Annotated in this window: 21 protein-coding genes; 12 read left to right on the forward strand and 9 right to left on the reverse strand. The window is 35.7% G+C overall.

The annotated features are described in order from the left end of the window. Positions 1-13: 13 nt before the first annotated feature. Together NCE97_RS11300 and NCE97_RS11305 are read right to left on the reverse strand one after the other, a co-directional pair. Positions 14-388 (reverse strand): VOC family protein, encoded by a 375-nt coding sequence (locus NCE97_RS11300; protein WP_353779363.1) that lies wholly within the window; start codon positions 386-388, stop codon positions 14-16. Continuing rightward, on the reverse strand, positions 385-1,596 hold the full coding sequence (locus tag NCE97_RS11305; protein WP_353779365.1) for an MDR family MFS transporter: 1,212 nt from the start codon (positions 1,594-1,596) through the stop codon (positions 385-387). The genes NCE97_RS11300 and NCE97_RS11305 overlap by 4 nt, the downstream gene beginning before the upstream one ends. Positions 1,597-1,841: 245 nt before the next feature. Between NCE97_RS11305 and NCE97_RS11310 the strand changes: the two genes are divergently transcribed. Beyond that, positions 1,842-2,444 (forward strand): DUF1684 domain-containing protein, encoded by a 603-nt coding sequence (locus NCE97_RS11310; RefSeq protein ID WP_353779367.1) that lies wholly within the window; start codon positions 1,842-1,844, stop codon positions 2,442-2,444. On the opposite strand, the gene NCE97_RS11315 is transcribed toward NCE97_RS11310, so the two are convergent. Together NCE97_RS11315 and NCE97_RS11320 are read right to left on the reverse strand one after the other, a co-directional pair. Next, the gene (locus NCE97_RS11315; RefSeq protein WP_353779369.1) at positions 2,445-3,383 is read right to left on the reverse strand and encodes a LysR substrate-binding domain-containing protein; all 939 of its coding nucleotides are present in this window, start codon (positions 3,381-3,383) and stop codon (positions 2,445-2,447) included. 199 nt (positions 3,384-3,582) lie between these two features. After that, complete coding sequence (locus NCE97_RS11320) at positions 3,583-5,055, reverse strand: hypothetical protein (RefSeq protein ID WP_353779370.1); 1,473 nt, start codon at positions 5,053-5,055, stop codon at positions 3,583-3,585. A gap of 127 nt (positions 5,056-5,182) precedes the next feature. Between NCE97_RS11320 and NCE97_RS11325 the strand changes: the two genes are divergently transcribed. From NCE97_RS11325 to NCE97_RS11335, 3 genes are all read left to right on the forward strand, one after another. Then, positions 5,183-5,695 carry an RNA polymerase sigma factor gene (locus NCE97_RS11325; protein WP_353779372.1) on the forward strand — a complete coding sequence of 171 codons (513 nt, stop codon included), beginning with the start codon at positions 5,183-5,185 and terminating at the stop codon, positions 5,693-5,695. Between the two features lie 67 nt (positions 5,696-5,762). Further along, positions 5,763-6,680: a FecR family protein gene (locus tag NCE97_RS11330; protein WP_353779373.1), complete on the forward strand. Its 918-nt coding sequence runs from the start codon at positions 5,763-5,765 to the stop codon at positions 6,678-6,680. Next, complete coding sequence (locus tag NCE97_RS11335; protein WP_353779374.1) at positions 6,680-8,980, forward strand: FecR domain-containing protein; 2,301 nt, start codon at positions 6,680-6,682, stop codon at positions 8,978-8,980. The genes NCE97_RS11330 and NCE97_RS11335 overlap by 1 nt, the downstream gene beginning before the upstream one ends. A gap of 55 nt (positions 8,981-9,035) precedes the next feature. On the opposite strand, the gene NCE97_RS11340 is transcribed toward NCE97_RS11335, so the two are convergent. Further along, entirely contained in the window at positions 9,036-9,455 is a 420-nt protein-coding gene (locus tag NCE97_RS11340; RefSeq protein WP_353779376.1) for a DUF2141 domain-containing protein, read from the reverse strand. A gap of 197 nt (positions 9,456-9,652) precedes the next feature. Here NCE97_RS11340 and pyrG point away from each other — a divergent pair, with 197 nt between their 5' ends. Both pyrG and yidC read left to right on the forward strand, forming a co-directional pair. After that, on the forward strand, positions 9,653-11,293 hold the full coding sequence (gene pyrG / locus NCE97_RS11345) for a CTP synthase (RefSeq protein WP_353779377.1): 1,641 nt from the start codon (positions 9,653-9,655) through the stop codon (positions 11,291-11,293). Between the two features lie 80 nt (positions 11,294-11,373). After that, on the forward strand, positions 11,374-13,284 hold the full coding sequence (gene yidC, locus NCE97_RS11350; RefSeq protein ID WP_353779379.1) for a membrane protein insertase YidC: 1,911 nt from the start codon (positions 11,374-11,376) through the stop codon (positions 13,282-13,284). A gap of 100 nt (positions 13,285-13,384) precedes the next feature. Here yidC and NCE97_RS11355 read toward each other — a convergent pair whose 3' ends face one another. After that, the gene (locus tag NCE97_RS11355; protein WP_353779381.1) at positions 13,385-14,812 is read right to left on the reverse strand and encodes a fasciclin domain-containing protein; all 1,428 of its coding nucleotides are present in this window, start codon (positions 14,810-14,812) and stop codon (positions 13,385-13,387) included. An 88-nt stretch (positions 14,813-14,900) separates the two neighbouring features. Between NCE97_RS11355 and NCE97_RS11360 the strand changes: the two genes are divergently transcribed. From NCE97_RS11360 to NCE97_RS11375, 4 genes are all read left to right on the forward strand, one after another. Then, complete coding sequence (locus tag NCE97_RS11360; RefSeq protein WP_353779383.1) at positions 14,901-15,596, forward strand: toxin-antitoxin system YwqK family antitoxin; 696 nt, start codon at positions 14,901-14,903, stop codon at positions 15,594-15,596. 76 nt (positions 15,597-15,672) lie between these two features. After that, positions 15,673-16,860: a tRNA 2-thiouridine(34) synthase MnmA gene (gene mnmA / locus NCE97_RS11365; protein ID WP_353779384.1), complete on the forward strand. Its 1,188-nt coding sequence runs from the start codon at positions 15,673-15,675 to the stop codon at positions 16,858-16,860. A gap of 25 nt (positions 16,861-16,885) precedes the next feature. Then, positions 16,886-18,499: a S8 family serine peptidase gene (locus NCE97_RS11370; protein ID WP_353779386.1), complete on the forward strand. Its 1,614-nt coding sequence runs from the start codon at positions 16,886-16,888 to the stop codon at positions 18,497-18,499. Further along, positions 18,500-19,441, forward strand: coding sequence for an NAD(P)H-dependent flavin oxidoreductase (locus NCE97_RS11375; RefSeq protein ID WP_353779388.1), 942 nt, complete (start codon positions 18,500-18,502; stop codon positions 19,439-19,441). On the opposite strand, the gene NCE97_RS11380 is transcribed toward NCE97_RS11375, so the two are convergent. From NCE97_RS11380 to NCE97_RS11390, 3 genes are read right to left on the reverse strand one after another with little or no spacing between them, the layout of a single operon-like run. Then, positions 19,431-19,817, reverse strand: coding sequence for a Rid family detoxifying hydrolase (locus NCE97_RS11380; RefSeq protein ID WP_353779389.1), 387 nt, complete (start codon positions 19,815-19,817; stop codon positions 19,431-19,433). The two genes, NCE97_RS11375 and NCE97_RS11380, sit on opposite strands and share 11 nt — an antisense overlap. 20 nt (positions 19,818-19,837) lie before the next feature. Then, the gene (locus tag NCE97_RS11385; RefSeq protein WP_353779390.1) at positions 19,838-20,347 is read right to left on the reverse strand and encodes a hypothetical protein; all 510 of its coding nucleotides are present in this window, start codon (positions 20,345-20,347) and stop codon (positions 19,838-19,840) included. 31 nt (positions 20,348-20,378) lie between these two features. Continuing rightward, on the reverse strand, positions 20,379-23,141 hold the full coding sequence (locus tag NCE97_RS11390) for a putative LPS assembly protein LptD (protein WP_353779391.1): 2,763 nt from the start codon (positions 23,139-23,141) through the stop codon (positions 20,379-20,381). Positions 23,142-23,250: 109 nt separating this feature from the next. On the opposite strand from NCE97_RS11390, the gene NCE97_RS11395 reads away from it, so the two are divergent. Both NCE97_RS11395 and NCE97_RS11400 read left to right on the forward strand, forming a co-directional pair. Beyond that, positions 23,251-24,399 (forward strand): N-acetylmuramoyl-L-alanine amidase, encoded by a 1,149-nt coding sequence (locus NCE97_RS11395; protein WP_353779392.1) that lies wholly within the window; start codon positions 23,251-23,253, stop codon positions 24,397-24,399. A gap of 55 nt (positions 24,400-24,454) precedes the next feature. Further along, a complete protein-coding gene (locus NCE97_RS11400; RefSeq protein ID WP_353779393.1) occupies positions 24,455-25,396 on the forward strand; it encodes an MlaD family protein in 942 nt (313 codons plus the stop codon). Position 25,397: the final 1 nt, after the last annotated feature.

The following is a 25,397-nucleotide window of genomic DNA, read 5'->3' on the forward strand; positions in this document are numbered from 1 at the left end:
TTCAATAAAAACATCAAACCCTCCAAGGCGGATTCTTTCGGTTTACACCAGCTTTAAAAAGAATAATCTTATTTCCATCATAATCTTCTAGATGTGCTTCGCGCCAAAGCCAGGATTGGTCCGTTGGGAGCAAGGTAAACGATAACCCTTTAGCTTTCAGGCTTTCTACAGTAATATCTAGATTATCATCTTCAAAATAAAGGATAATGCCATCACCTTTTGGTAATTCATCTACCTTGTGTATCGATAAGGTGCTATCCCCATCAATACACTCAAAACGTACATATCTTGGGAGTGCGTCCACAATGAGACGCAATCCCAAGAGTTTATAAAATCCTACTGCCTTTTCAACATCTATCGATGGAATGGTAACTTGATTTAGATTCATGTGTTTTCTCCAGTTATATTAAGTTGCCTTTTCAAAAACATTATTAATAGTACACAAACGACTGAAACACCTGTAATAATATACCAAGTATTATCAAAACCTACAGCATTTACGGTTTGCATCCCTAAGTTATGACCAATAATATGAGATATGGAGAACGAAATGGTATAGTACGCCATATATTCTCCCATTTTCCCTTTCTTAGAGAGGTCAATAACTAATGCATTCGAAAATGGAAACGCAATCATTTCACCTATAGTCATTAACAACATTCCTACGACTAGAATCCCAACCCAGCCTGTTAAGTTTAGGATTAAGAAACTCAACCCTGTCAATATTGCTCCAAAGAGAATTAACCCAGCTTTTGAGTAGGTCTTATTCTCTAACCAACTAATTAAAGGCATTTCCAGAGCAAAAATTATGAATCCATTTAAGCCTAGGAGCAACCCAATTTCTAATTCATTTAAAGCATGCACATCTTTATAATACAAAGGCATTGTTGAGAAATACTGCAAGAATGCAATACCAAACAATATCATTGAGAAAAAGAATATCCAAAACGCTTTGTCTTTGAATATCGATTGCGGATTTTCATTAACTACCGAATCTTGTACTTTGGCTTTCTTAGGATGTAGTACTCTAATCAATACAAGAGTAGCTAGAATACAGGTGATACCATCTACCCAAAATAAGCCACTATAGCTTAGTGTAGTAATGATTAATCCACCAACAGCAGGTCCAGCCGAAAACCCAAGGTTTATCGCGAGTCGTATCAGTGTTACAGAACGCGTTTTGTTTTCGGGTTTGCTATAAGCGCTCATCGCCACAAAGATTGCAGGTCTAAACATATCTGCTACGAGCATTACCACAAAGATGCCGATACACATCAGCTCAAAAGTGTCTAGAAACTGAAGTCCTATGAACAAAAATCCGGTGGTCAATAAGCTACGTACCATAACTTTGTAATAACCGATTTTGTCAGTCAGTTTGCCTCCAAGCCACGACCCAGCTACAGACCCTAAACCAAAGGCACTCATGACCCATCCTACATCTGTTAACGTAAAGTCTAAATCTTTTGTGAGGTAAAGCGACAAAAAAGGTATAACCATTGTGCCTGCTCTATTGATAAGTGTAATCAGCGCAAGCCACCATACCTCTTTAGATAGCCCTCTAAAAGTATCTATATAAATATTAAATAATCGTTTCATTGGTTGATTGATTAAATTGTTGTTGATTACTGATTTAAAATAAAAAAGTCCGGCTGCAAAGCCGGACTTTTAATATTGTTTGATTCTATATCTATATCATCATAACATATAACAAGTCCAGCCGCTATGTTTAACGGTAGAGCATTGTGTATATCTTACGATGTTTTGCATTTTTGTTTTTATTTCACACCAAAACTATGTAAAATTTCTTTAAGTTGTATTTTTGAACGACCAAATTTTTCAAAATGAAACGATTTCTTATACTTTTCTTGTCAATAACTACGCTGAGCTGTGCTCAGGAAAAGACAGCTTTACTTGGCGAAACTGAATGGCAACGCGAAATGAATGCCAACTTTAAAGATGCTTCGACATCGCCTTTAACAGAGAAGGGGCTGAGAAAGTTTAAGGGGTTAGCGTTTTTCAAATTTGATTCGTCTTATGTGGTTAAAGCAAAGCTGAAATTAACTCCAGATGCAAAACCATTCAATATGAAAACCACTACGGGCCGAGAGCCAATCTATAGAGTTTATGCCATAGCTACTTTTGAACTCAATGGCGACACACATCAGCTTAATGTTTATCAAAACTTAGGATTGATGCAACAAGAGGAATATAAGGACTACTTGTTTATTCCATTTTTAGACGATACCAATGGTGAAACCACCTATGGAGGAGGTCGCTATGTGGAAGGCAGCTTACCCGAAGGAGATATTTTGGTTATCAATTTTAACGAAGCTTATAACCCTTACTGTGCTTATAGTGATCGTTATTCGTGTCCAATTGTACCTCGAGTTAATTATGTAAAAACTTCAGTTGAAGCTGGCGTAAAGGCTTATAAAAAGCCTTGATTATTTAGCCAAAGGACTAATAATTTCCACATTAGAGAACGCAATCGCTCCTCTTATTATTCCTGAGATTTCATTGTACATCGCATCGATGATGTGCATCTTTAATTCACTTTTGTGATGAATGATGCTCACTTCTCTAGCTGGTGAAGGCTCTTTGAAGTGTCTCAGGTTAGGATTCAGTTTTTCTTTAATATCCAAAGTGTGTAAGTAAGGCAGCAAGGTCATACCAAGCCCTTCGTTAGATAGCTTTATTAAAGTCTCTATACTACCACTTTCTAATTGAAAATGGTCATCCATTTGGTCTTTAAAGACTTTGCATAAGTTGATGACACCATCTCTAAAACAGTGACCATCTTCAAGAAGAAGCATGTCTTCTATGTCTAGGTCACTAGTTTCAATAATCTTTTTGTCTTTCAAACGATGATTATTTGGTACATAAGCCACAAAAGGTTCATAGTATAGCACACGCTCTTTTATAGATTCATTTTCTAAAGGTGTGGCAGCAATAGCTGCATCGAGATGTCCTTCGTTAATACGATCTATGATTTCTTCAGTCGTTAGCTCTTCAATTTTAAGCTTTACCTTAGGATACTTTTTGATAAAGTTTTTGAGGAACATTGGTAACAATGTTGGCATTATCGTTGGAATGATTCCTAGTTTGAATTCACCACCAATAAACCCCTTTTGTTGATCTACAATGTCTTGAATGCGATCCGCTTCATTGACAATGTTTCTAGCCTGATTCACGATCTTTTTACCTACATCTGTAAGCTCGATTGGTTTTTTTGAACGATCAAAGATGAGTACGTCTAGTTGATCTTCTAGTTTTTGAACTTGCGTACTAAGTGTGGGTTGTGTAACAAAACAGTGCTCAGCCGCTTTTGTAAAGTTTTTGTGCTCTGCAATTGCTAATACATATTGAAGTTGGGTAATTGTCATTTGTATTTGTTTAGGCTATAAAATTACAAAAAACCATTCAAAATATCTATAGTAAAGCATAGATAAGCGTTAATCTAATATTGAAGAAAACTATATTGCACAAAAAAACCTTCAGGCCCTAACCCTGAAGGTTTTTGTCTAGTTAATAGTAGGCTATTAACCAATTAATTCAACCAATTTTCAAATGTATTGTGGTCTATTAATCACAAGTTCTTTCTATAAATGATGTCTGTGTTGTTGAGAATACGTAATCTTCTTCACAGCTTACAAATGCCCATGTGTCGTTAAAGTCTTGTAACTCTTCAGTAATTACTACAGTAGTAAGATTTGTACCTGCTTCCTGACCTAGTTCCCAAGTTCCGACAGTCGTGTAAGTACCATCTTCACTAACAATAGTTAACGAACCATCTTCATTGAATTCGTAGAAGTAAGATTGATTACTGTTTATTGAAGTAACAAACCACTGACATTCAGTAAGGATTGCTATATAATCTTCATCTGTACAGTTACCTGTATTAGTCTCACAGTCTACAAAGTCTGCTTCTGTGAATCCTTCACATTCTGCATAACATGCATTAGGGAACGTGTAAATTTCTGTACCAACTGGAGTTTCTATAAGAACACAAACCGGATCAAAATCAGTAGTACAAGAATCACATCCATTACCACCATTGTCTTCACACTCTACAAAATCGTTTGGAGTAAATCCTTCGCACTCAGCATAACATGCATTAGGGAATACAATTATTTCAACTTGTCCAGAACCAGTTTGTACTTCAACACATACAGGGTTAAAATCTTCGTAGCATTCACATCCATTGTTATAATCATCGTAGCAATCTTCTAATACGTCTAACCAGTCTTCTTCACTATTGATAGTAACAACTTCATTATCGTCTGTAGTTACTGTAAATGGATATACAAAATCGAAGTAGTAAACATCATACAATACAGTACCTAATTCTTCTTCAGAATCAACTGTAATAGTCTCTCCATCATCAGTAATGATAGTCAACGGGAAGTTGAATGTAAAGCACTCTTCGCCACCATTTCCATTATAATCATTCTCACAATCGTCTACAAAATCTGCTTCTGTAAAGCCATCACACTCTGCCCAACAAGCATTAGGATATGTAATCGTAAAGGCAACACCACTTGGGTCAGACACTTCTACACAAACAGGATCATATTCTTCTGTACATGCACAGTCTGGAGCATCAAAATCACAATCTTCAAGAAGTGAAATGAATTCTTCTTCATTATTAATGGTCACAACTTCAATAGCGTCACTATCTTCGTTATATGTTTCTACATCAAAAGGAAATGCGATACCGTTAACATAAAGATCATTGTTAGAACCGATTAATACTTCAATCAATTCCTCAAAACTGTTAACAGATACAGTTGTACCGTTGTTATAAGATAGGTCTATTGGGTATACAAAATCGAAACAGAAATCAAAAACAATGTTTCCTGTTGGATTGTCTGCAGTAGATGCATAAGCTATATTTCCGTCTTCTCCAATACGAGAAGCAAGTTGGTTAAGAGCCGTAGTTATGGACTCACTTTCTTCGGTTTGTTGTGGCTGTACCACAGGTTCATTGTTAGTACACGAAGTAAAACAGGCTAAAATCACAGCCAGACTTAGTAAAGCAATTTTAAAATTTTTCATTGGTAAAAGTTATGATTTAAACAATTTTTCTTGATCAATTACCCCTAAGACAATCCAAAACAAAAATACCCTACTTTTTTTTAAGATTTTTTTTTAATTAGTTTTGAGCCATTGAATATTTCCCTATATGATTAAGGATATCAAGAAGATATGCGACCAAGATACATTTGAATCAATTTTCAAAACTTATGCAAAAGATTTAAGGCGGTTTATCTTTTTTAAGACTCAAGATATTCAGCTCGCTGAAGATATTCTACAAGATACATTCATAAAGCTTTGGGACAATTGTGCCAATGTAAATTATGGTAAAGTAAAACCCTATCTATACAGTGTGGCCACGAATTTGTTTTTGAATAAGATCAAGAAAGATAAAATAATACAAAAGCATAAAGACAGTGTCTCATTTGTGAGTGATAACCAGTCGCCAGAATTTATAATGATAGAGCAGGAGTTTCTGGAAAAATTAGAAGCAGCGATAGAAAGTTTACCAGAAAAACAGCGCGAAGTATTTTTGCTAAATAGAATTGAAAAAAAGAAATATAAAGAGATTGCTGAATCTCTGGAAATATCAGTGAAAGCAGTAGAAAAGCGCATGCATTTAGCGTTAAAAACTATGCGAGAAAAAATTGGAAATATATAGTTTAAAAAAAATCCATATTTTAAGGTAGGGTTTTTTGCGAACAAGTTGTCTTACTTAATAGAAAGCCATGCAAGACGAGAAAAAAAATAAAGAATTTTATCTATCCGAGTGGATTGAAGGTCGTTTATCAAATGATGAATTGAAGCAATTTGTTACTGATGAAGACATTTTGGTGTATCAAAAAATGAGGAAGGGAATTGATGTGTTGGGACAATTGGATACCTCTTTAGATGATTCTTTTGAAGTTATTAAAAATAATATTGAAGACTCAAAATCAGAGTCTGGAGTAAACTCAAAAACTTGGTTCATAGGAATAGCCGCTTCTGTAATTCTTTGTTTTGGACTATTTACCATTTTAAAGAATGATACCACAACTTTTGAAACTGGTTTTGGCGAACAAAAAGTCTTAGCCCTGCTCGATGGCTCAGAAGTTATCTTAAACTCCAAATCTACCCTTTCTTATAATGAAGATGACTGGAAAAACAATCGTACACTGAACTTAGATGGAGAGGCATATTTCAAAGTAAAGTCGGGTAGTACGTTTACAGTCAATACAGATAATGGATACGTTAAAGTACTTGGTACCCAATTCAATGTGAACTCAAAAGGCGATTATTTTGAAGTGGTGTGTTACGAAGGAAAAGTAAGCGTCAGCACCCAAGACTATGAGTCTGTACTGTTGCCAAATAATAATGTACGAAAGATTAATGGTCATGCAACAGAAACATGGCAAACAAGTGCTATAACACCAACTTGGATACGAGGCGAAAGCACATTTAGAAGTGTGCCATTACGCTATGTGCTTACAGCCCTTGAAGCACAGTACCAAATTGAGTTCGATTCTAGTGATATTGATGACTCTGTAGTATATACAGGAAGTTTTACACATAACAATTTAGAAGTCGCATTAAAAACTGTTTTTGATGCACTTCAGGTAACCTATAATGAAAAAGAAAGCAATGTAATAAAGCTGTTTTTTGATTGATGAGATTTATTAAAAGCGTTATTATTTTTATGTTACCACTAATGGCCTTTTCGCAAGAAGAGGCCAGTTTTTATGTGGAGTTTCAGGATCAATCGATATACGAAGTTCTTATCGAAATAGAGTATACGTACGATGTAAGATTCTCATACAAAGACAAAGATCTTGAAGGGCAACGCTTTTCATTAACGAGAACAGAAGCTACACTTTCTGAAGTTTTAGGTGCAATTTCTTCAAGTACAGGATTAATTTTTAATGTCATTGATAGCAGATACATCATTGTACTCAAAGGTGAAAATACCGAGCTATCCCTTCAGCAGCTCAACGATATTGTAATTTATGGTTATCTGGCAAAAGGAATCTCAAAGGCAAAAGATGCCTCGTTTACAATAGTTCCGAACGAACTGGAAATTCTGCCAGGATTAACCGAACCAGATATTCTGGAAAGCTTGCAACAGCTACCAAGTGTTATAAGTCCAAATGAAACAGCTTCAGGTTTGGTAGTAAGAGGAGGTGTAGCAGATCAGAATAGACTAATTTGGGATGGGATTAATATGTATCACAAGGGCCATTTGTTTGGCATGATATCACCATTTAATCCCTATGCAGCAGATAAAGTAACATTTATAAATAAAGGAACGCACCCTAGATTTGGAGATCGCGTATCGAGTGTTATTGATATAACTTCAACAGATGAGGTCACTAACAAATTTAAAGGAAGTGCTGGTTTTAATGCAATTAATGCAGATGCATATTTAGAGATTCCGATTATAGAAGATAAGTTGAGTATACAAGGATCTTTCAGAAGAAGTTATACCGAGCTATATCAATCCTACACGTTCGATCAATTGGCAGATAAGGTTTTTCAAAGTACCAAAATTGAAGAACAGGAAAATGCAGACAACGATTTTAGCTTTTTGGATTTTAATGTGAAGCTCAATTACAAACCAAGCGATAAGGATAACATTCACCTTAGTGTTATTCATGCTGATAATAATCTGGATTACAGAACAAGAGATATTACCACTGATGAAAACTTTAATGACATTATGACCATTAGAAATACTGGTTATAGTGCAAAATGGAATCGTATTTGGAATGATAGGCTTACACAAACTACTTCAGCTTTTTTCTCTGATTACAAGTTCAATTACAATTTTATAATCAATGAAGATGGTACACAAGTCTACGATTTTGATAAACGGAATATCATCTTTGATTCTGGAGTGTCGTCTGAACTAAATTTTGCTGTAAACGAGAATAATGATCTTACTTTCGGATATCAGTATGGACTAAAAGACGTGAATTATGCTTTCATAAGCACAGATGAATTATCCTTCATTTTAGATTCAGATCAAACCGTTGTAGAGACACATAGTGCTTATACAAATTACATACTTAGAAAGCCAAATAGATATACCATAAATGTTGGGCTTAGAGGAAGTTATTACGCTCAATTAGATGCCATAAGAATTGAGCCTAGAGCTTTAGTGTATGTGCCAGTTTTTAAAGGGTTTAAAATCCAAGCTTCAGGAGAAATCAAGAATCAAATTATTAGTGAAATTGATGAAACTGTCTTGAGTGATCTTACTTTGGAGAATAGACTTTGGAGGTTGTCAAACGGAACAGAATTCCCTATAATTAATAGTAATCAATGGTCGCTAGGATTTGTGTACAGCAGAAATGGTTGGCGTTTAGATGTTGACCATTACTATAAAAACATTAAAAATGTAACAGCATTATCGCTAGGGTTTTTAAACCCTGAAAATAGTAGCTTTACTATAGGGAAGCAAAGGATTGTCGGAGTAGATGTGTTGCTAGAAAAGGACATTAAACGATTCAAAGCATGGTTGAGCTATTCATTCAATAAAATGGATAACAAATATGAAGGTCTCAACGGAAACCAATATTTTACTTCGAGTACTAATGTGAGACATGTATTCAATAGTTCAGTGACCTATAAGTACAAGAAATTACAAATGGCTCTAGGTTGGAGATGGCAATCTGGAAAGCCATTTACGGAATCTATGAATACTGATAATGGTGTTGTTTTTCAAGGAATTAATACAGGTCGATTACCAGTGTATCACAGGTTGGATTTTTCGTCAACTTATGATTTTGATCTTTCAAAAGACAAAGACCTTAAAGCCAGAATAGGGTTGTCTATCAGAAATATTTACAATAGAAATAATCAGCTTAGTAGAGAGTATTTTGGAAATAACAGTTTAGACGATCCAATTCGTACTATTGACAAGTTTTCTTTAGGCTTTACCCCAAACTTGTTGTTTAGAGTGTTTTGGTAAACAGAAAAACCCACTGTATTACTTACAATGGGTTTGTTCAATACTAAACTAACTCTTAAAATTTAATGTTAAGCTCTACAGGTTTATCTGCGACATTGAATTTTGAATTATCATATTGTGGAGGTCCAAAAGTCATTACGTTATTTGAAGTTCCATAATCTTCAGCAGGCATTCCGCTATCTTGAAAATCCATTTTGTTATTTTCATTTTTATCATGCAAAGCCATAATAGCGTACTCTCCCGGAGTAACATTTTCAAAAGTGATAACCACCTTACCGTCTTCTATTTTGCTTTCTGCATTCTTAACGCCTGGGCCTTTCATAAAGGTGTCTTTCGTATGAAGCGAAAGTAAAACCTTCCCGTCATTACTTTTAATGTTTTCAATCGTTACAGTAATCGTGGTGCCTTCTGTATCTTGTGCGTATCCAAGGATACTAGTTAATGCGAATGCTAGTGTTAGTGCTAATGTTTTCATGATTAATGATTTTAGTGTTTGCTTTGTTTTACAGTACAAATATTGTTTGATTCTAAAAAACCAAGTAATAAAGTTGACCCAGTTGTAGTTTTTGCGAGATGAACTGTAGCTTCACAATTTTAATCCAAATAAACGTTCAATTCATTCAAGTTTTTTAAACATAAAATCGTAAATTTGCCTGCGTTTAAAAACGCATCATGGCAGTCACAACTAAATACGTCTTCGTTACAGGAGGTGTTACTTCTTCACTAGGAAAAGGTATCATAGCAGCATCTTTAGCCAAATTACTTCAGGCGCAAGGATATCGTACAACGATTCAGAAGCTAGACCCTTATATCAATGTAGACCCAGGAACATTGAATCCTTATGAACATGGAGAATGTTACGTAACCGATGATGGTGCAGAAACAGATTTAGACCTTGGACATTACGAGCGTTTTTTGAACGTACCTACCAGTCAAGCCAATAATGTAACTACAGGACGCATTTACCAAAGTGTTATTGAAAAAGAAAGACGTGGTGAGTTTTTAGGTAAAACAGTTCAAGTAATTCCTCATATTACAGATGAAATAAAACATCGTATTCAGATATTGGGTAAGTCTGGAGACTACGATATTGTGATTACTGAAATAGGAGGAACAGTAGGTGATATAGAGTCTTTACCATACATTGAAGCTGTACGTCAGCTAAAATGGGAACTAGGTGAAGAGAATGCAATTGTAGTGCATCTTACTCTGGTACCTTACTTATCTGCTGCTGGAGAATTAAAAACCAAGCCTACACAACACAGCGTAAAAACTTTAATGGAGAGTGGAGTACAGGCAGACGTTTTAGTATGTAGAACAGAACATCAACTAAGCGATGGATTACGAACTAAACTTGCCAGATTCTGTAATGTAAAGAAAGAAGCAGTTATCCAATCTATAGATGCATCAACAATATATGATGTGCCGAATATGATGCTTGATGAAGGATTAGATAGTGTTGTGCTTGAGCGTCTTGGTTTGGAAAGTAGTAAGCCAAACTTAGAACGTTGGAATGAGTTTTTGACGCGCCACAAAAACCCGAATAATGAGGTTACTATAGGATTGATAGGGAAATATGTCGAATTACAAGATTCGTATAAATCTATTCTAGAAGCTTTTATCCATGCAGGAGCAGCAAATGAAGTGAAGGTAAAAGTTGAATCGATTCATTCCGAGCACTTAGATAAGAGTAACGTGGTCTCTAAATTATCACATCTCAATGGTGTTTTAGTAGCACCAGGTTTTGGAGAGCGAGGTATTGAAGGAAAGATTGATGCTATAAAATATGTTAGAGAGCAAAACATTCCGTTTTTAGGAATTTGCTTAGGAATGCAAATGGCAGTTATTGAATACGCCAGAAATATTCTCGGATTAGAAGATGCTAATTCTACCGAAATGAATGAATCAACATCGCATCCTGTGATTGACCTTATGGAATCTCAAAAGGCAGTAACAGATAAAGGCGGAACAATGCGTTTGGGTGCGTGGGATTGCGATATTATTGCTGATAGTATTTCTAGCGAAGTTTACGGAATGAGTTCTATACAAGAGCGTCATAGACATCGTTATGAATTCAATAATGATTACAAACAACAAATAGAAGCAGCAGGAATGAAAGCCACTGGTTTTAATCCTGAAACTAACTTAGTTGAAATTATAGAACTCCCAGATCATCAATGGTTTGTTGGTGTGCAGTATCATCCAGAATACAAAAGTACTGTAGCAAATCCGCATCCATTATTTGTTGCTTTTGTAAAAGCTGCCCTCAACCATAAAGAACAACAAGAAAGTGTCACAATGGCACAAAACTAAATATTGGATAGCTTTTTGATTAGAGCTAACTGTAAAATTCCTGCTACATACAGGAATTTTTCGTCATAAGATATACATATATGGAAGAAAGAAAATTAGATGTCAATTCGATAATAGGGTTTATACTCATCTTCGGAATCTTATTATGGATGTTGTATCAAAACCAGCCAACACCAGAAGAATTAGAGGCACAAGAAAAAGCTAAGCAAGAGCAAGTTGAAAAAGAGAAAGAAGCCAAGGAAGCTTCGCAACAAGTTAGTATTGAAACTGCTGCAGAAAACTTTTCCACTGTTTCTCCAACAGATTCTACTAAAGTAGCCGAATTAAATAATAGGTTAGGAGCATTAGCTTATGCTTACACAATAGGGATTGACATGGAAGGAGAAACTCATGTTAGTACTGACGTTTTTGATTTGAAATTCAAAAACAAAGGTGGATTTCTTTCAGAAGTAAAACTAAACAAGTTTGTAGACTACGATTCAGTACCAGTATACATTCTTAAAGATAACAATGTTGGTTTCAATATTAATTTAGGAACAACAGATAATAGAACTCTTAATACTCAAGATCAACCTTTCCAGCCTTCAGTCACTAAAAATGGAGACAATACTGTAGTTTCTATGAAGCTTAAGTTTTCTGAAAGCAAATATTTAGAATATAGATACGAACTGAAACCAGACGATTACATGATCGATTTTACGATCAAATCTCAAGGTTTAGATAATGTAATTAATGGTTCTCAAGAGATTAATCTAGATTGGAAACAAAGAAGTTTACGTCAAGCAAAAAGTATAACCTACGAAAATCGTTATACACGATTAACCTATCAGCACGATGGTGATAAGATCGATAAGTTATCACAAATGGGAGATGATGATGAGGTAGAACAAGATGTATCTTGGTTGTCTTACAGACAACACTTCTTCAGTACTATTCTAGTGCCTGAAAAGCCGTTTGCATCAGTTAGTTTAAGTTCAAAGGATTTAGTTGAGGATGAAGAAGTTGATACGCTGTATACAAAACTATATGCTTCTAAATTACCACTAGAATTTAAAGGAGGAGGACTTAATGAGTCTTTCGGCTTGTATTACGGACCTACAGATAGTAAGATTCTAAAAGCATACAATAAAAACCTAGAAGAAAGTATTCCATTTGGATGGGGAATTTTTGGATGGATTAATAAAGCACTATTTATTCCTCTATTTGGATGGTTGAGCTCATTCTTACCATATGGTATTGCCATTATAGTAATGACCATTTTGGTGAAACTTCTATTGTCATTTGTACAATACAAGCAGTTCTTATCTCAAGCTAAGATGAAGATTCTAAAACCAGAATTGGATGCAATTAGAGAGAAGTATAAGGACAATAAGATGAAAGCTCAGCAAGAAACTATGGCATTGCAAAGCAAAGCAGGAGCTAGTCCATTGAGTGGTTGTTTACCAGGATTGATGCAAATACCAGTATTCTATGCATTATTTATGTTCTTCCCGACAGCATTCGATTTAAGACAGAAGAGTTTCCTCTGGGCGGACGATTTAAGTTCTTATGATACCATAGCGAATCTACCTTTTAGTATTCCGTTTTATGGTGACCATGTAAGTTTGTTCCCAATCTTGGCGGCCATAGCTATCTTTATTTATATGAAGATGACAACTGGACAACAAATGGCATCACAGCCAACTCAAGAAGGAATGCCAGATATGGGTAAAATGATGAAGTATATGATTTACTTCTCTCCGTTACTAATGTTGTTCTTCTTTAATAACTATGCATCTGGATTGAGTTTATATTATTTCATCTCTAACTTGATTAGTATTGGTATCATGTTAGTGATTAAGAACTACATCATTGATGAAGAGAAGGTACTTGCTAAGATTGAGGTAAGCAAGAGCAAACCAAAGAAGCAAAACCGTTTCCAGAAAAAGATGCAGGAAATGATGGAGCAAGCTGAACAGCAAAAGCAAAATCAGCAACGAAGAAAAAAGTAAACTAATACAAAGTATATATAAAAAGCCTCTAAGAATATTTTCTTAGAGGCTTTTCGCTATCAACCAAAATTTAGGGATTATAGAGTTTCCCTAATATTTTTTACTCTCCAGGGAGCATTACTTTATTTAACACGTGAATAACACCATTGCCTGCTTGAACATCAACAGCGACAATTCCAACATCAGAATTACCAGCACCATCAGTAACATCAGCAATATTATCACCAGTTCCAGGTAAATTAATAGTTATGGTTTGACCATTCAACATTGCAGGTGAAATACCATCTGTTAAATCTCCTGAGCGTACATTAGCTTCACTAATAACATGATGTAATAAAACTTGAGTAAGAACAGCTTCTTCAGGAATTGATGATAAAGCTGCAAATGCATCATTAGTAGGCGCAAAAACAGTAAACTCTGGATTAATACCATCCATATTCATACCTTCAGTTCTAGATAAGATTCCAGCAAAATCAGTTCCTGGAGTCAACTCCGTCAACGCAGTAACTAAAGTAGAGAAGTTAGGATCTGCCAAAGCAAATGTCACAACGGTTGGTATGCCTATAACAGCATCTACGGCATGGATAACACCATTAGTACCGATTACATCTGCTTGAGCTACAGTAGAAACACCATTAAAGGAAACACCATCACTAGTGTTGAAATATAAACTTAGATTACTAGAATTTGGTCCAGAGGCACTTGTGCTTGTGTAACCAGCACCAGCATTAACTAAATCCGTAGATAGAGTTGTTCCTGCAAGAACATGATTTAAGAGTACTTGTGCTAAAGCATCAGTTGGAACATCAGTTAATGCAGCTCCATCTAAAAATGCATTAAAAGCATCGTTATCTGGTGCCAAAACTGTAAATGGACCATCTCCGCTTAGAACATCTACTAGACCACCATCAGCTAAGCCAAGCGCACTAACTAAGTTAGAGAAAGCTGGGTTTGCCAACGCATGGTTTACGACACTTGGTAAGCCTATAACTGCATCAATAATATGGATAGTACCATTAGATGCATCCACATCTGCACCTCCAGTAGTTACAGAAGCAACATTATTGAAGCGTACACCAGTTGTAGTGTCAAAATATAAACTCATGTTTTGTCCTCCAGCTCCAGTTGCTTGAGTGCTAGTGTAACCGCTTCCTAAATTTACTAAATCAGTTGAGCTAACATCTGCAGCGATAACATGATTTAATAAAATCTGTGCCAAAACATCAGTAGGAACTTCTTCTAAAGAATTAAAGTTGTTGGCAGTTAGGAAAGCATCAAATGCATCATTTGTAGGTGCTAATACAGTAAATGGACCAGCGCCATTTAAAACTGTAACTAAATCGCCATCAGCAGCTTGAAGTGCAGCTACTAAAGTGCTAAAGATCGGGTTTGCAGAAGCAATTTCTACAATAGTTTCTGGTTGATTGTTTCCAGGTGGATTAGCATCATCATCATTGCTACATGAGCTCAATCCAATTACCAGAAAAAAAATAGGAATGAATCTCAGTGTCTTTGAAATAATTTTCATTTTTTTGAGTTTTAAAGTGTTCAACGGTAACAAATATAATTAATTTGTTTAACGATTTTTAAAAATGATTAAACAAAAAATCAATTTTATGATTTTGTTAACACTTTTTGTGTCCTTATGTTATGCGCAAAAAGAGGTTAATAGATACGACAGCAATGGTAAGCGCCACGGGCTTTGGACTAAGAATTACAAGAATACCGATCAGGTGAGATATGAGGGTAATTTTGTTCATGGAAAAGAAGTGGGCTTGTTTAAGTTCTATAAGCTAGTTAAGGGGAAAAGTATTCTTAGTGCAACAAAGGATTTTAAAAAAGATTCCGATATAGTCGATGTGAAGTTCATGTCTTCAAAAGGAAAAGTAATTAGTGAAGGGCAGATGAAAGGTAAAGCATTTGTTGGCAAATGGCTGTATTACCATAACAAATTTGCTTCCGTGATGACGGTTGAACATTACAATAATGCTGGAAAGCTTGATGGTGAAAAAATCATTTACTTTAAAGATGGAAAGGTAGCAGAAAAGGTTACCTATAAAGATGGTAAAAGAGAAGGGAAGTCTGTATGGTATTCTGAAGAAGGCATACTACTTAGAGAATCCAATTACGTTAACGGAGAGCTTCATGGACCATCAAAATTTTATGATGCTTCTGGGCTAATAGCTTCTGAGGGTGTTTTTCAAAAAGATAGAAAGCATGGTATTTGGAAGTTTTATCAAAATGGAAAACTAAAAGAAGAAAAAGATTTTACCAGAAGGAGCAAAAATCCAAAACTTCAAAAGAAGCAATAGATTTAGCTTATTCACTCCATAACAATAAATAATGGCAACGCTTTTGCGTTGCTTTTTTTATAATTAATTTTGCAGCATGAAACGAGTAATAGTAGGATTATCTGGAGGTGTAGATTCTAGCGTTGCAGCTTATTTGTTAAAAGAGCAAGGCTATGAAGTGATTGGTCTATTCATGAAGAATTGGCACGATGATTCCGTGACTATTTCTAACGAATGTCCATGGTTAGATGATAGCAATGATGCCATGCTTGTAGCAGATAAGTTAGGCATTCCGTTTCAAACAGTAGATCTTAGCGAGCAGTACAAAGAGCGTATTGTGGATTATATGTTCAATGAGTACGAGCAAGGTAGAACGCCAAACCCAGATGTACTATGTAATCGCGAAATAAAGTTTGATGTCTTTATGAAGATTGCTATGGAGCTAGGAGCTGATTTTGTTGCTACAGGTCATTATTGTCGAAAAGGCGTCATTGAAAAGGATGGTGAAAAGGTATACCAATTACTGGCAGGTGTAGACAATAACAAAGACCAATCTTATTTTTTGTGTCAATTGTCACAAGAACAACTGAGCAAAGCATTATTTCCGATAGGAGAATTAACAAAACCAGAAGTTCGTAAGATTGCCACAGAACTCAATTTGGTTACTGCTGAGAAGAAAGATTCTCAAGGACTTTGTTTTATTGGAAAGGTAAGACTTCCGGAATTTCTTCAACAGCAACTACAACCAAAAGAAGGTGTCATTGTAGAAGTGCCAAAAGATCATAAGGTCTATGGTGAAGAAGTGCCAGATTTCGATTCAAAATATGATGAACTTCAGTATTTATCTCAAAAACTAGACTATTCTGTAGATTTTGGAAAAATTGTTGGGAAACATCAAGGCGCACACTACTATACCAAAGGACAGCGTAAAGGCCTAGCAGTTGGAGGTACTCCAGAACCACTATTTGTCATTGATACAAATGTAGAGGACAATGTTATCTATACAGGACAAGGCAAATCTCATCCTGGACTCTTCAAAAAAGCATTGTTTATCAAAGAACAAGAATTACATTGGGTAAGAGAAGATTTAGCCTTAGATATTGATGAAACTATGCAGGCAGAAGTCCGTATTCGATATCGTCAACCCTTACAAAAAGCTACACTATATAAGGTTGAAGGTGGCTTGTTCATAGAGTTCGAAAACGCCCAATCTGCTATAACCGAAGGACAGTTTGCAGCTTGGTATATCAATGAAGAGTTGGTAGGTTCGGGAGTTATTTCGTAAATTGCAGATACCAAATCTGTAAGATATGAAGAAGAAATTACTTTTATTAACCTTTTCTTTATTAGGAATTCTTGGGTATTCACAGCAAGATGCTTGGGTATTTCTTACTGATAAAGAGAATGTTTCGGCTTCAATAGCTAATCCTATTTCTATTCTAACTCAGAAAGCTATAGACAGAAAACTCGATAAGGGTGTTGCTATAGACGAGCGTGACGTTCCTGTTAATGAATCTTACATTACACAGCTAAAAAATCAATCGGGAATTTCTGTAATGGCAAAATCCAAATGGTTTAATGCCGTACACGTTAGAGGAACAGAAGCCGACATCAATGCATTACTGAATCTATCGTTTGTTGATAGTATTGACTTTGCAGATAATAGTTTAGACTCTTCTTCCAGAGTCTCACAACCTTCAAACAAGTTTGAAATTGAAGATACTCAAGTAAGCTTTACTTATGGAAATTCTCAAAATCAGGTGGAGATGATAAGTGCGGACGAACTGCACCTTCAAGATTATACAGGAGAAGGCATTACTGTAGCGGTTATGGATTCTGGTTTTCCTAATGTGAACACTATGGGAGGTTTTCAAAGGCTTAGAGACAATAATGATTTATTAGGAGGATACGATTTTGTAGATCGTACAGCAGATGTTTATGCTTTTGGAGGAAGCGATCACGGTACAAAAGTACTTAGTGATATGGCTGGTTTTGTACAAGATGAATTTGTAGGAACAGCGCCAGACGCTTCATATTATTTATTCAGAACAGAAGATGTGCTTTCAGAAACTCCAGTAGAAGAAAGCTATTGGGTAGAAGCAGCGGAAAGAGCAGATAGTCTTGGTGTTGATATGATTAATACATCATTGGGATACAGAGTTTTTGATAATTCTGCTTACGATTATACACCAGCTAATATGGATGGGCAGACCGCTTTTATAACAAGAGGTGCTTCTATTGCTGCTGAAAAAGGAATTCTTGTTGTAGTCTCTGCAGGAAATTCTGGAGCTACTGCTTGGCAAACTGTTGGTGCACCTGCCGATTCTCCAGATGTGCTATCGATAGGAGCGGTTGATGCAGATGAAAACTATGCATCGTTCAGTTCCCAAGGATCTAGTGCACAACCAACACAGAAGCCTGATGTTGTTGCTAGAGGAGCAGCCACTTATGTTATAGGCGCCAATAATGTCATTGTGCAAAACAACGGAACATCGTTTAGTGCACCAGTTATGGCTGGAGGTATTGCTTGTTTAATGCAAGCCTTACCAGAAGCTTCCACTGAGCAAATAAAACAATTTGTAAGAGAGTCTGCGTCCCAATTCAGTAGCCCTGATAATTTATTGGGTCATGGGATTCCAGATTTACAATTAGCTTTAGATATTGGTTTATCGATTTTAGAACAAGAGCGTCAAGACTTTGAATTATTTCCAAACCCTGTTGATACAGTACTCAATATTAGATTTCCATTCGGAATAGAACAAGCAGAGTTGAGGATTTATGATGTACTTGGAAAGCAAATCTTTAACCAACCAATCACGAATACTACTAACCGTATTGATACTTCAGAAATGGCTTCAGGAGTGTATTTGTTGAATATTAAATCTCCAACCATTTCAAAAACTATTAAACTGATCAAATCTTAGATGTCAAATAAAATTGTTGACCTTTTTAAAATAGAACATCCAATTGTTCAAGCTGGAATGATATGGAACAGTGGATGGCGCTTAGCTTCTGCTGCAAGTAATGCTGGAATCTTAGGGCTTTTAGGAGCTGGATCTATGTATCCTGAAGTCTTGCGAGAACACATTCAAAAATGTAAACAAGCTACAGACAAACCTTTTGGTGTTAATGTGCCGATGTTGTACCCAAACATTGAGGAAATCATGAACATCATCGTCGACGAAGGTGTGAAAATTGTCTTCACTTCAGCAGGAAATCCTAAAACCTGGACAAAATGGTTAAAGGATAAAGGGATAACTGTTGTGCATGTGGTTAGTAGTGTAAAGTTTGCTTTAAAAGCCCAAGAGGCTGGAGTAGATGCTATTGTTGCTGAAGGCTTTGAAGCTGGTGGCCACAACGGACGTGATGAAACTACTACATTGACTTTGATTCCAATGGTTAGGGAGCAATTACGCATACCATTAATAGCCGCAGGAGGTATCGCTACAGGACAAGCAATGTTAGCTGCTATGGTACTAGGAGCTGACGGTGTACAGGTAGGAAGTCGCTTTGTAGCAAGTCACGAATCTTCTGCTCACGATGCCTTTAAACGGGTTGTCGTAGATGCTAAAGAAGGTGATACGCATTTGACACTAAAAGAGTTAGCGCCTGTACGATTAATAAAGAACAAGTTCTACAACGAAGTACAGGAACTCTACAAAACTGGTCCAACAGTTGAGGAGCTAAAAGAGCTTTTAGGCAGAGCCAGAGCCAAAAGAGGAATGTTTGAAGGCGACTTGGAAGATGGCGAATTAGAGATTGGCCAAGTTTCAGGATTGATTCACGATGTCAAGTCTGTACAAGAGATTGTAGACGATATGCTTCAAGAGTTTGAAGACGCTAAGAAAGCGGTTACTAAGCTTTAACAGCAATCATACTTATTTCAACATTAACAAACTTTGGTAAGTTGGCAACTTCAACAGTTTCGCGAGCTGGAGCTGTATCTTCATCAAAATATTGTCCGTAAACACTATTTATTTTTGAAAAATTATTCATATCAGAAATAAAGATAGATGTCTTTATCACATGGTCAAATGTCATATCCGCAGCAGCTAAAACAGCCTTAAGGTTTTCCATAACAAGCTTTGTTTCACTTTCTACACTATCGCCTAGAGCAAGCTGACTAGTTTTAGGATCAATAGCAATTTGCCCAGAAGTGTAAAGTGTATTGTTAATTAATACTGCTTGATTATATGGTCCTATTGGAGCTGGTGCATTTGGTGTGTTAATGATTGTTTTCATGGGTAAGGATAATTTAGAATTTAATTGACCTCTCTTTGCTTTCTCGACCAATTTAAAGAATTCAATTTAATATCAATATTAGAATAATCGATTAATCCAAGGGTAATTTTATTTGCATCCTTATTAATCATAATTCCATAGTATGTTTCTTCGTCATTGAATGGGTCATCATATGTTTTTTCGTGCTTGTCATTTTTGAACCACCAAGACATGTATTCAAAGCTTTCAATATCATTTATGCCTTGTTCGTTTTCATCATCACCATATTCAGAAATGATTTGTTCTAATATACTCTTAAACTCGTCAAAGTTGTGCTTTGCTACATGTAGTTCTAAATGATGGGCAACTCCATTAAATATTGAAACTTGAAATTCGCTAAAAATACCTTTATAAGTTGGGTCTAAACCAAACAATAAAAATGATCTACTATCACCTTCCTTAGAAATTAAATCGGTTAGAAAGACTGATTTGCCATACAGTAATTCAAGATTAATATCTAGAAGTTCTTTGATGTTTTTTATTCTATTCAATCTATTCTAGATTAATAGTTACGAAGTTATGCTATAGCTGTCGATCTGGTTGTCTACGCTTGTCGTACTTCAAGTCTTTCAATAAGCTAGACTTAATACCGATGAAGAAGTTCCATGAACTACGGTCGCTAAAAGGAATCCAGCTAAAGTTCATACGCCAACTCAATAGATCTCTTTCAAACCGTAATTGTGTATATGTAAATCCTTTATTCTTAAAGTCATAACCAGATGAAGCACCAACAGTCCATCGCGGTGAGATATCTATATCACCAGAGAACATTAAGGAATGCGAAGATATTTCATTCTGCCGTCGTGTATTGGCATAATTTACCGCATAAGCAAGCCTGAGAGACCAGGGGATTTTGTAATTGAATAACTCAGATTCTTTCTCCTTTTTATTTTCATCTTTATCATCGTCAGTCAATCTTTGATCGGCAAAATCCTGCGGTTTTCCAAAGAGATCATCAGCCCGACCACCACTACGCAGAGATTCTGCTATGGCAGCATCTTCACGTCCACCAGATTCAAAATTATCGCTAGATAATGAATAACTAATGTTCATGTTGGCAGAAGTTAATCGGAATAAGCTTCCTCCATTATCGATATTAAATCTGTCGATTTTATTGTTGTTATTATCGAGTGCATAAGGGTCTAAAGTAGCTCCAAAGTTGATGCTCATTTTCTTATTAAGAATCTGCGTTCCACCAGTCACTCTAAGTGGGCTCCATTGCAAGGAATCTCCCGAAATATTATAAGCTGTAGAGAAGTTAAGGTTGTTTAATAACACAATCTTTTTAGGCTCTGTTTTTGTGCTATCCTTGTCTCTTACTTTGGCTTCAAAATTATTTCCTAGAGATAAGCCGACTGAACTTGAGAAGTTTCTATTTGGCGCGCCAAACAGCGAGCCTTCAAAACGGCTAAACACCTGATCAGAAGTCATGCCGTCTGCATCTACAACTTCATAAGTTTCATAATAGCGATCAAAAGCAGGATTGATGTTATAGCTTATGGAAGGTCGCATCACATGCCTTATCGCTTGTATCTTAGGGTCTTTACCTTCTTTTTTAAAGTCGAACATTCCATAGATTGTAGTACCTAAGCTTGCACTAAAGTTATATGTTCGGAATGAGTCAAATCCGTTTCTATCTACAGTAACAATCTCTAAGCTATTAGGATCTTGGAAACGATCTATAGTATTTAGTGTCCAGGTTTCTTGAAAATTAGCACTGGCACTCATACTGAAATACTTGAATAACTTAAAGTTGGTACTCAAAGGTATGGAGTGCTGCATTCCGATTCTGGCATCATCAAACATTTCTTTTTTGAAGAATAAAGAATCTGTAGTCTGAATACGATTTTCACCTCTAACATTGTACTGCAAGTTTATATTCTGAATGATACCTTTCTTTGTTCCAGTTTTAGGTTCAAATGGAAATATACGACTTACACTAGCCTGAAGTGTTGGTAACGTAAGGTTGACTTGTTCAGTTTGTGTATTCTGTTGATGTGTTGCTGTAAGATTAAGGTTTACTTGCGGTTCACCTTGAAATGTTTTTGAGTAAGATACTGAAGAGGATAAGGTATTATTCAAAAAGTTTGAAGCATTCAACTGATTAATCGATTGCTGAAAATAACGGCTACTACCAAGGTTTACTGACGCGGAGAATCTAGAGTTCGGATTTGCCTTTGCATCTTGGCTATGCGACCACCTGATATTATAAATGGTGCTTTTGCTAAAGTCAGGGAAACCACGCTCACTATTCAATAAGTTTTCATACCTAAAACTAAAATTACCTCTAAATCTATATCGCAAGGCGTAATTCGATTCAATCCTGAGACCATAACTACCATTGGTATAATAATCTCCAAGAACAGCTAAATCTACATAATCGCTAATTGCAAAATAATAACCACCATTTTGTAAAAAATAGCCACGATCGTTACCTGTATCTTCACCGAAAGAAGGGAAGATAACACCAGAAGTCTGTGTTTGAGTTAATGGAAAATATGCAAACGGAAGAAAAATTGGAGTCTTCACTTTATAGATTTCCATATTCGTAGGACCAGTAACTATTTTTTTTCCAGGAACTACCTTAATTTTTGAGGTTACAAATTCGTATTCTGGGTCATCAAGATCTTCAGCAGTGGTAAATCTAGCCTTCTCCATAAAGTAAACTGAGTCGTTTTCTTTCTTGGTTTTTGGAGCAAAAACATTAAAGCCTTGTTGTTCAGTCCTAGAATTAAAAATAAGTGCTTTTTGATTTTCAGTATTAAAAATAATAGAGTCGGGTTCTATAACATTATTGCCTTGTTTAAATACAGGTGCTTGAGAATAACCAGTTGAATCTTTGAGTCGTCCAGCATAGACAAGGTTTTTGCTGTAGTCTATAACAATAACTCCAGACTTAATCTCCATATCCTGATAATACACTTCAGCTTCGTTGTAGAGATAAATCTTTTTCTCGCGTTGATTGATAGAGACGTAATCTTTAGCCTTGTACTTTACAATATCCTCTAGTAAGCCTTTCTTCTTAGGAATCGAATCGGTCTTTACCGAATCATTTTCCCTAAGATTAAGTGGCTGAGTTAATAAAGAATCTGTTTTAACCACAACCAAACTATCGCGTTCTGTTTTTGGCTTAATAGGCTCCTTATTTTTTGGAAGCTCCTGAGCAAAGCCAAAACTGTTGATAAGCACTGTAAAACTTAGAAGAAAAAGTATGTGAAGGCTATTTGTACGCAATCCTTTTAGATGTATTTTTGTAAAAGTATGGCTCGGTTTTTGAACTGCCAAAATTACATATATTTTTTTGTGATTAGGATAATACAGTCATTAAAATTAAAAAATAGTAAAGCCCTTTGTTTTTGGGCACTAAACCGAGTTTATTAGCCGTTAGATATCTATGAAAACGTACATACATAACATATTCGTATTTCTTCTGTTCATATTTACAGTTTCTTTAACATCTTCTGATTTAACAGCTCAGGAAAAAGAAAAATTTATTGTCGTATTGGATGCTGGTCATGGAGGTGGAGATCCTGGTAACTTGGGTAATGGTTACAGAGAAAAGGATATAGCGCTTAAAGTGGTATTAGAAGTTGGTAAAGCTTTAGAAAAGAATAAGGATATCAAAGTCATCTATACACGAAAGACCGATGTGTTTTTAGAATTGTACGAGAGATCTGCAATAGCTAATAAAGCAGATGCAGATTTGTTTGTATCTGTACATTGTAACTCACACAATAGTCAAGCCTATGGTACAGAGACTTTCGTGATGGGGTTTACTAATGATAGACGAAACTTGGAGATTGCAAAAAAAGAGAATGAAGTGATTTTTATGGAGGATAACTATGAAAAGCACTATGAAGGTTTTGACCCAAATTCACCGGAGTCACTTCATAGTTTATCACTTATTCAAGAGCAATATGTAGACCAGAGCATAGTTTTGGCCAGAAAGATTGAAGATAATTTTTCAAAAAGTGTAGGTCGAAAAAGTAGAGGAATTAAACAAGCTAGCCTTTGGGTAATCCACAATACGTATATGCCTGGTATACTTGTAGAACTAGGGTTTTTAACAAACAATAAAGAAGGACCATTCTTAAATTCTAGAAAAGGACAGTTAAAAATGGCATCAGCTTTAGAAGATGCAATTTTGGACTATAAGAAAGAACTGGATAACAACGTCGGATCAGATATTTTTATTGACGATGACGAAGTTATTATTGAAGATGAGGTTGCTAATGATAGTACAGAAATTGCAGAGCCAGAAAAACCAATGATTTATGAAGGTGTTACGTTCAAAGTGCAAATAGCTGCTGGAAAAAGTCGATTAGCCACCAGATCATATAATTTCAAAGGCCTTAAGGAGGTCTCCCGAGAAAAGGATGGAAATCTCTATAAGTACTATTATGGAGAAACTTCGGACTATAATGAAATTCAAAGATTAAAGGAAGAAGCTTCCGAAAAAGGTTACAGTTCTTGTTTCGTTGTTGCGTATAAAGCTGGTGAAAAAGTCTCAGTAAGTGAGGTTATTAAAAGCACTGCTAATTAAACGCATTCTTAATAAATTTATTCCTAATTTTGCTAGCAACCAAATACGATAAACATTGAAGATTTCAAAAGAAATTAAGGTAGCGTTACTGGTTTTATCAGGTATTGCTCTTTTTATATATTTATTCTCATACCTCAAAGGAGAAGATATTTTTACAGCAGAAGATACGTATTACACCGAATTCGATTATAATGCATTGAGCACGTCGTCTCCTGTAACCATTAAAGGTAATGCTGTTGGAAAGGTTGAAGACATTAAATACGATTTCAAAACTGGGAAAACCAGAGTCTCTTTTTCAGTTGATCCACAATTAAAATTTTCCAAAAATAGTATCATCCGCTTGTATGAAACAGGTATCATGGGAGGAAATGCTTTAGCGATTATTAAGGCAAATGATGGCGAAATGGCCAAAACAGGAGACTTTCTTAAGTCTGAAGTTCAGCCAGGATTAGTGTCTAGCCTTAGTAAGAATTTTTCAGGATTGAGTGCGAATTTAGATGCCACATTACGTTCAACAGATACCTTATTGACTAATCTGAATAAATTAGTTATAGACGATTCCGACGCAGGTATTAAAGCCACTATAGCTGAACTTAATTCAACTTTGAAATCTTTTAAGACGCTCTCTTATACAATAGATAAAGCGATCAAGGAAAATGATGGTAAAATATCTTTAGTATTAGAAAATGTAAATAAGACAAGTGAAAATTTAGCGACACTTTCAGACGATCTCAAAGATGTTGAAATAAGTAAAACAATAACTAAACTTGATAATACTTTAGGTTCAGTAAATGCCGTATTAAGAGGCTTGGAAAATGGAGATGGAACGATGGGGAAATTGCTCAAGGATGATAAACTGTACAATAACCTAGAAGGTGCTTCCAAGGAATTAGAACTACTGTTGCTAGATATCAAACTTCATCCAGCACGATACAGACGTATACTTTCTAAAAAAGAGATCCCTTACGAACCGCCTACTGAAGAGCAGAAGAATTAGA

The organism is Winogradskyella sp. 3972H.M.0a.05 (assembly GCF_040493455.1).
Classification (GTDB): domain Bacteria; phylum Bacteroidota; class Bacteroidia; order Flavobacteriales; family Flavobacteriaceae; genus Microcosmobacter.

Bases quoted from the DNA above. Each gene is read 5' to 3' on its own strand.
- pyrG (WP_353779377.1), top strand. From the start codon at position 9,653: ATGGCAGTCACAACTAAATACGTCTTCGTTACAGGAGGTGTTACTTCT.
- NCE97_RS11315 (WP_353779369.1), bottom strand. From the start codon at position 3,383: ATGACAATTACCCAACTTCAATATGTATTAGCAATTGCAGAGCACAAA.
- NCE97_RS11305 (WP_353779365.1), bottom strand. From the start codon at position 1,596: ATGAAACGATTATTTAATATTTATATAGATACTTTTAGAGGGCTATCT.
- NCE97_RS11325 (WP_353779372.1), top strand. From the start codon at position 5,183: ATGATTAAGGATATCAAGAAGATATGCGACCAAGATACATTTGAATCA.
- NCE97_RS11360 (WP_353779383.1), top strand. From the start codon at position 14,901: ATGATTTTGTTAACACTTTTTGTGTCCTTATGTTATGCGCAAAAAGAG.
- NCE97_RS11335 (WP_353779374.1), top strand. From the start codon at position 6,680: ATGAGATTTATTAAAAGCGTTATTATTTTTATGTTACCACTAATGGCC.
- NCE97_RS11370 (WP_353779386.1), top strand. From the start codon at position 16,886: ATGAAGAAGAAATTACTTTTATTAACCTTTTCTTTATTAGGAATTCTT.
- NCE97_RS11310 (WP_353779367.1), top strand. From the start codon at position 1,842: ATGAAACGATTTCTTATACTTTTCTTGTCAATAACTACGCTGAGCTGT.
- NCE97_RS11380 (WP_353779389.1), bottom strand. From the start codon at position 19,817: ATGAAAACAATCATTAACACACCAAATGCACCAGCTCCAATAGGACCA.
- NCE97_RS11320 (WP_353779370.1), bottom strand. From the start codon at position 5,055: ATGAAAAATTTTAAAATTGCTTTACTAAGTCTGGCTGTGATTTTAGCC.
- mnmA (WP_353779384.1), top strand. From the start codon at position 15,673: ATGAAACGAGTAATAGTAGGATTATCTGGAGGTGTAGATTCTAGCGTT.
- NCE97_RS11300 (WP_353779363.1), bottom strand. From the start codon at position 388: ATGAATCTAAATCAAGTTACCATTCCATCGATAGATGTTGAAAAGGCA.
- NCE97_RS11340 (WP_353779376.1), bottom strand. From the start codon at position 9,455: ATGAAAACATTAGCACTAACACTAGCATTCGCATTAACTAGTATCCTT.
- NCE97_RS11330 (WP_353779373.1), top strand. From the start codon at position 5,763: ATGCAAGACGAGAAAAAAAATAAAGAATTTTATCTATCCGAGTGGATT.
- yidC (WP_353779379.1), top strand. From the start codon at position 11,374: ATGGAAGAAAGAAAATTAGATGTCAATTCGATAATAGGGTTTATACTC.
- NCE97_RS11395 (WP_353779392.1), top strand. From the start codon at position 23,251: ATGAAAACGTACATACATAACATATTCGTATTTCTTCTGTTCATATTT.
- NCE97_RS11355 (WP_353779381.1), bottom strand. From the start codon at position 14,812: ATGAAAATTATTTCAAAGACACTGAGATTCATTCCTATTTTTTTTCTG.
- NCE97_RS11375 (WP_353779388.1), top strand. From the start codon at position 18,500: ATGTCAAATAAAATTGTTGACCTTTTTAAAATAGAACATCCAATTGTT.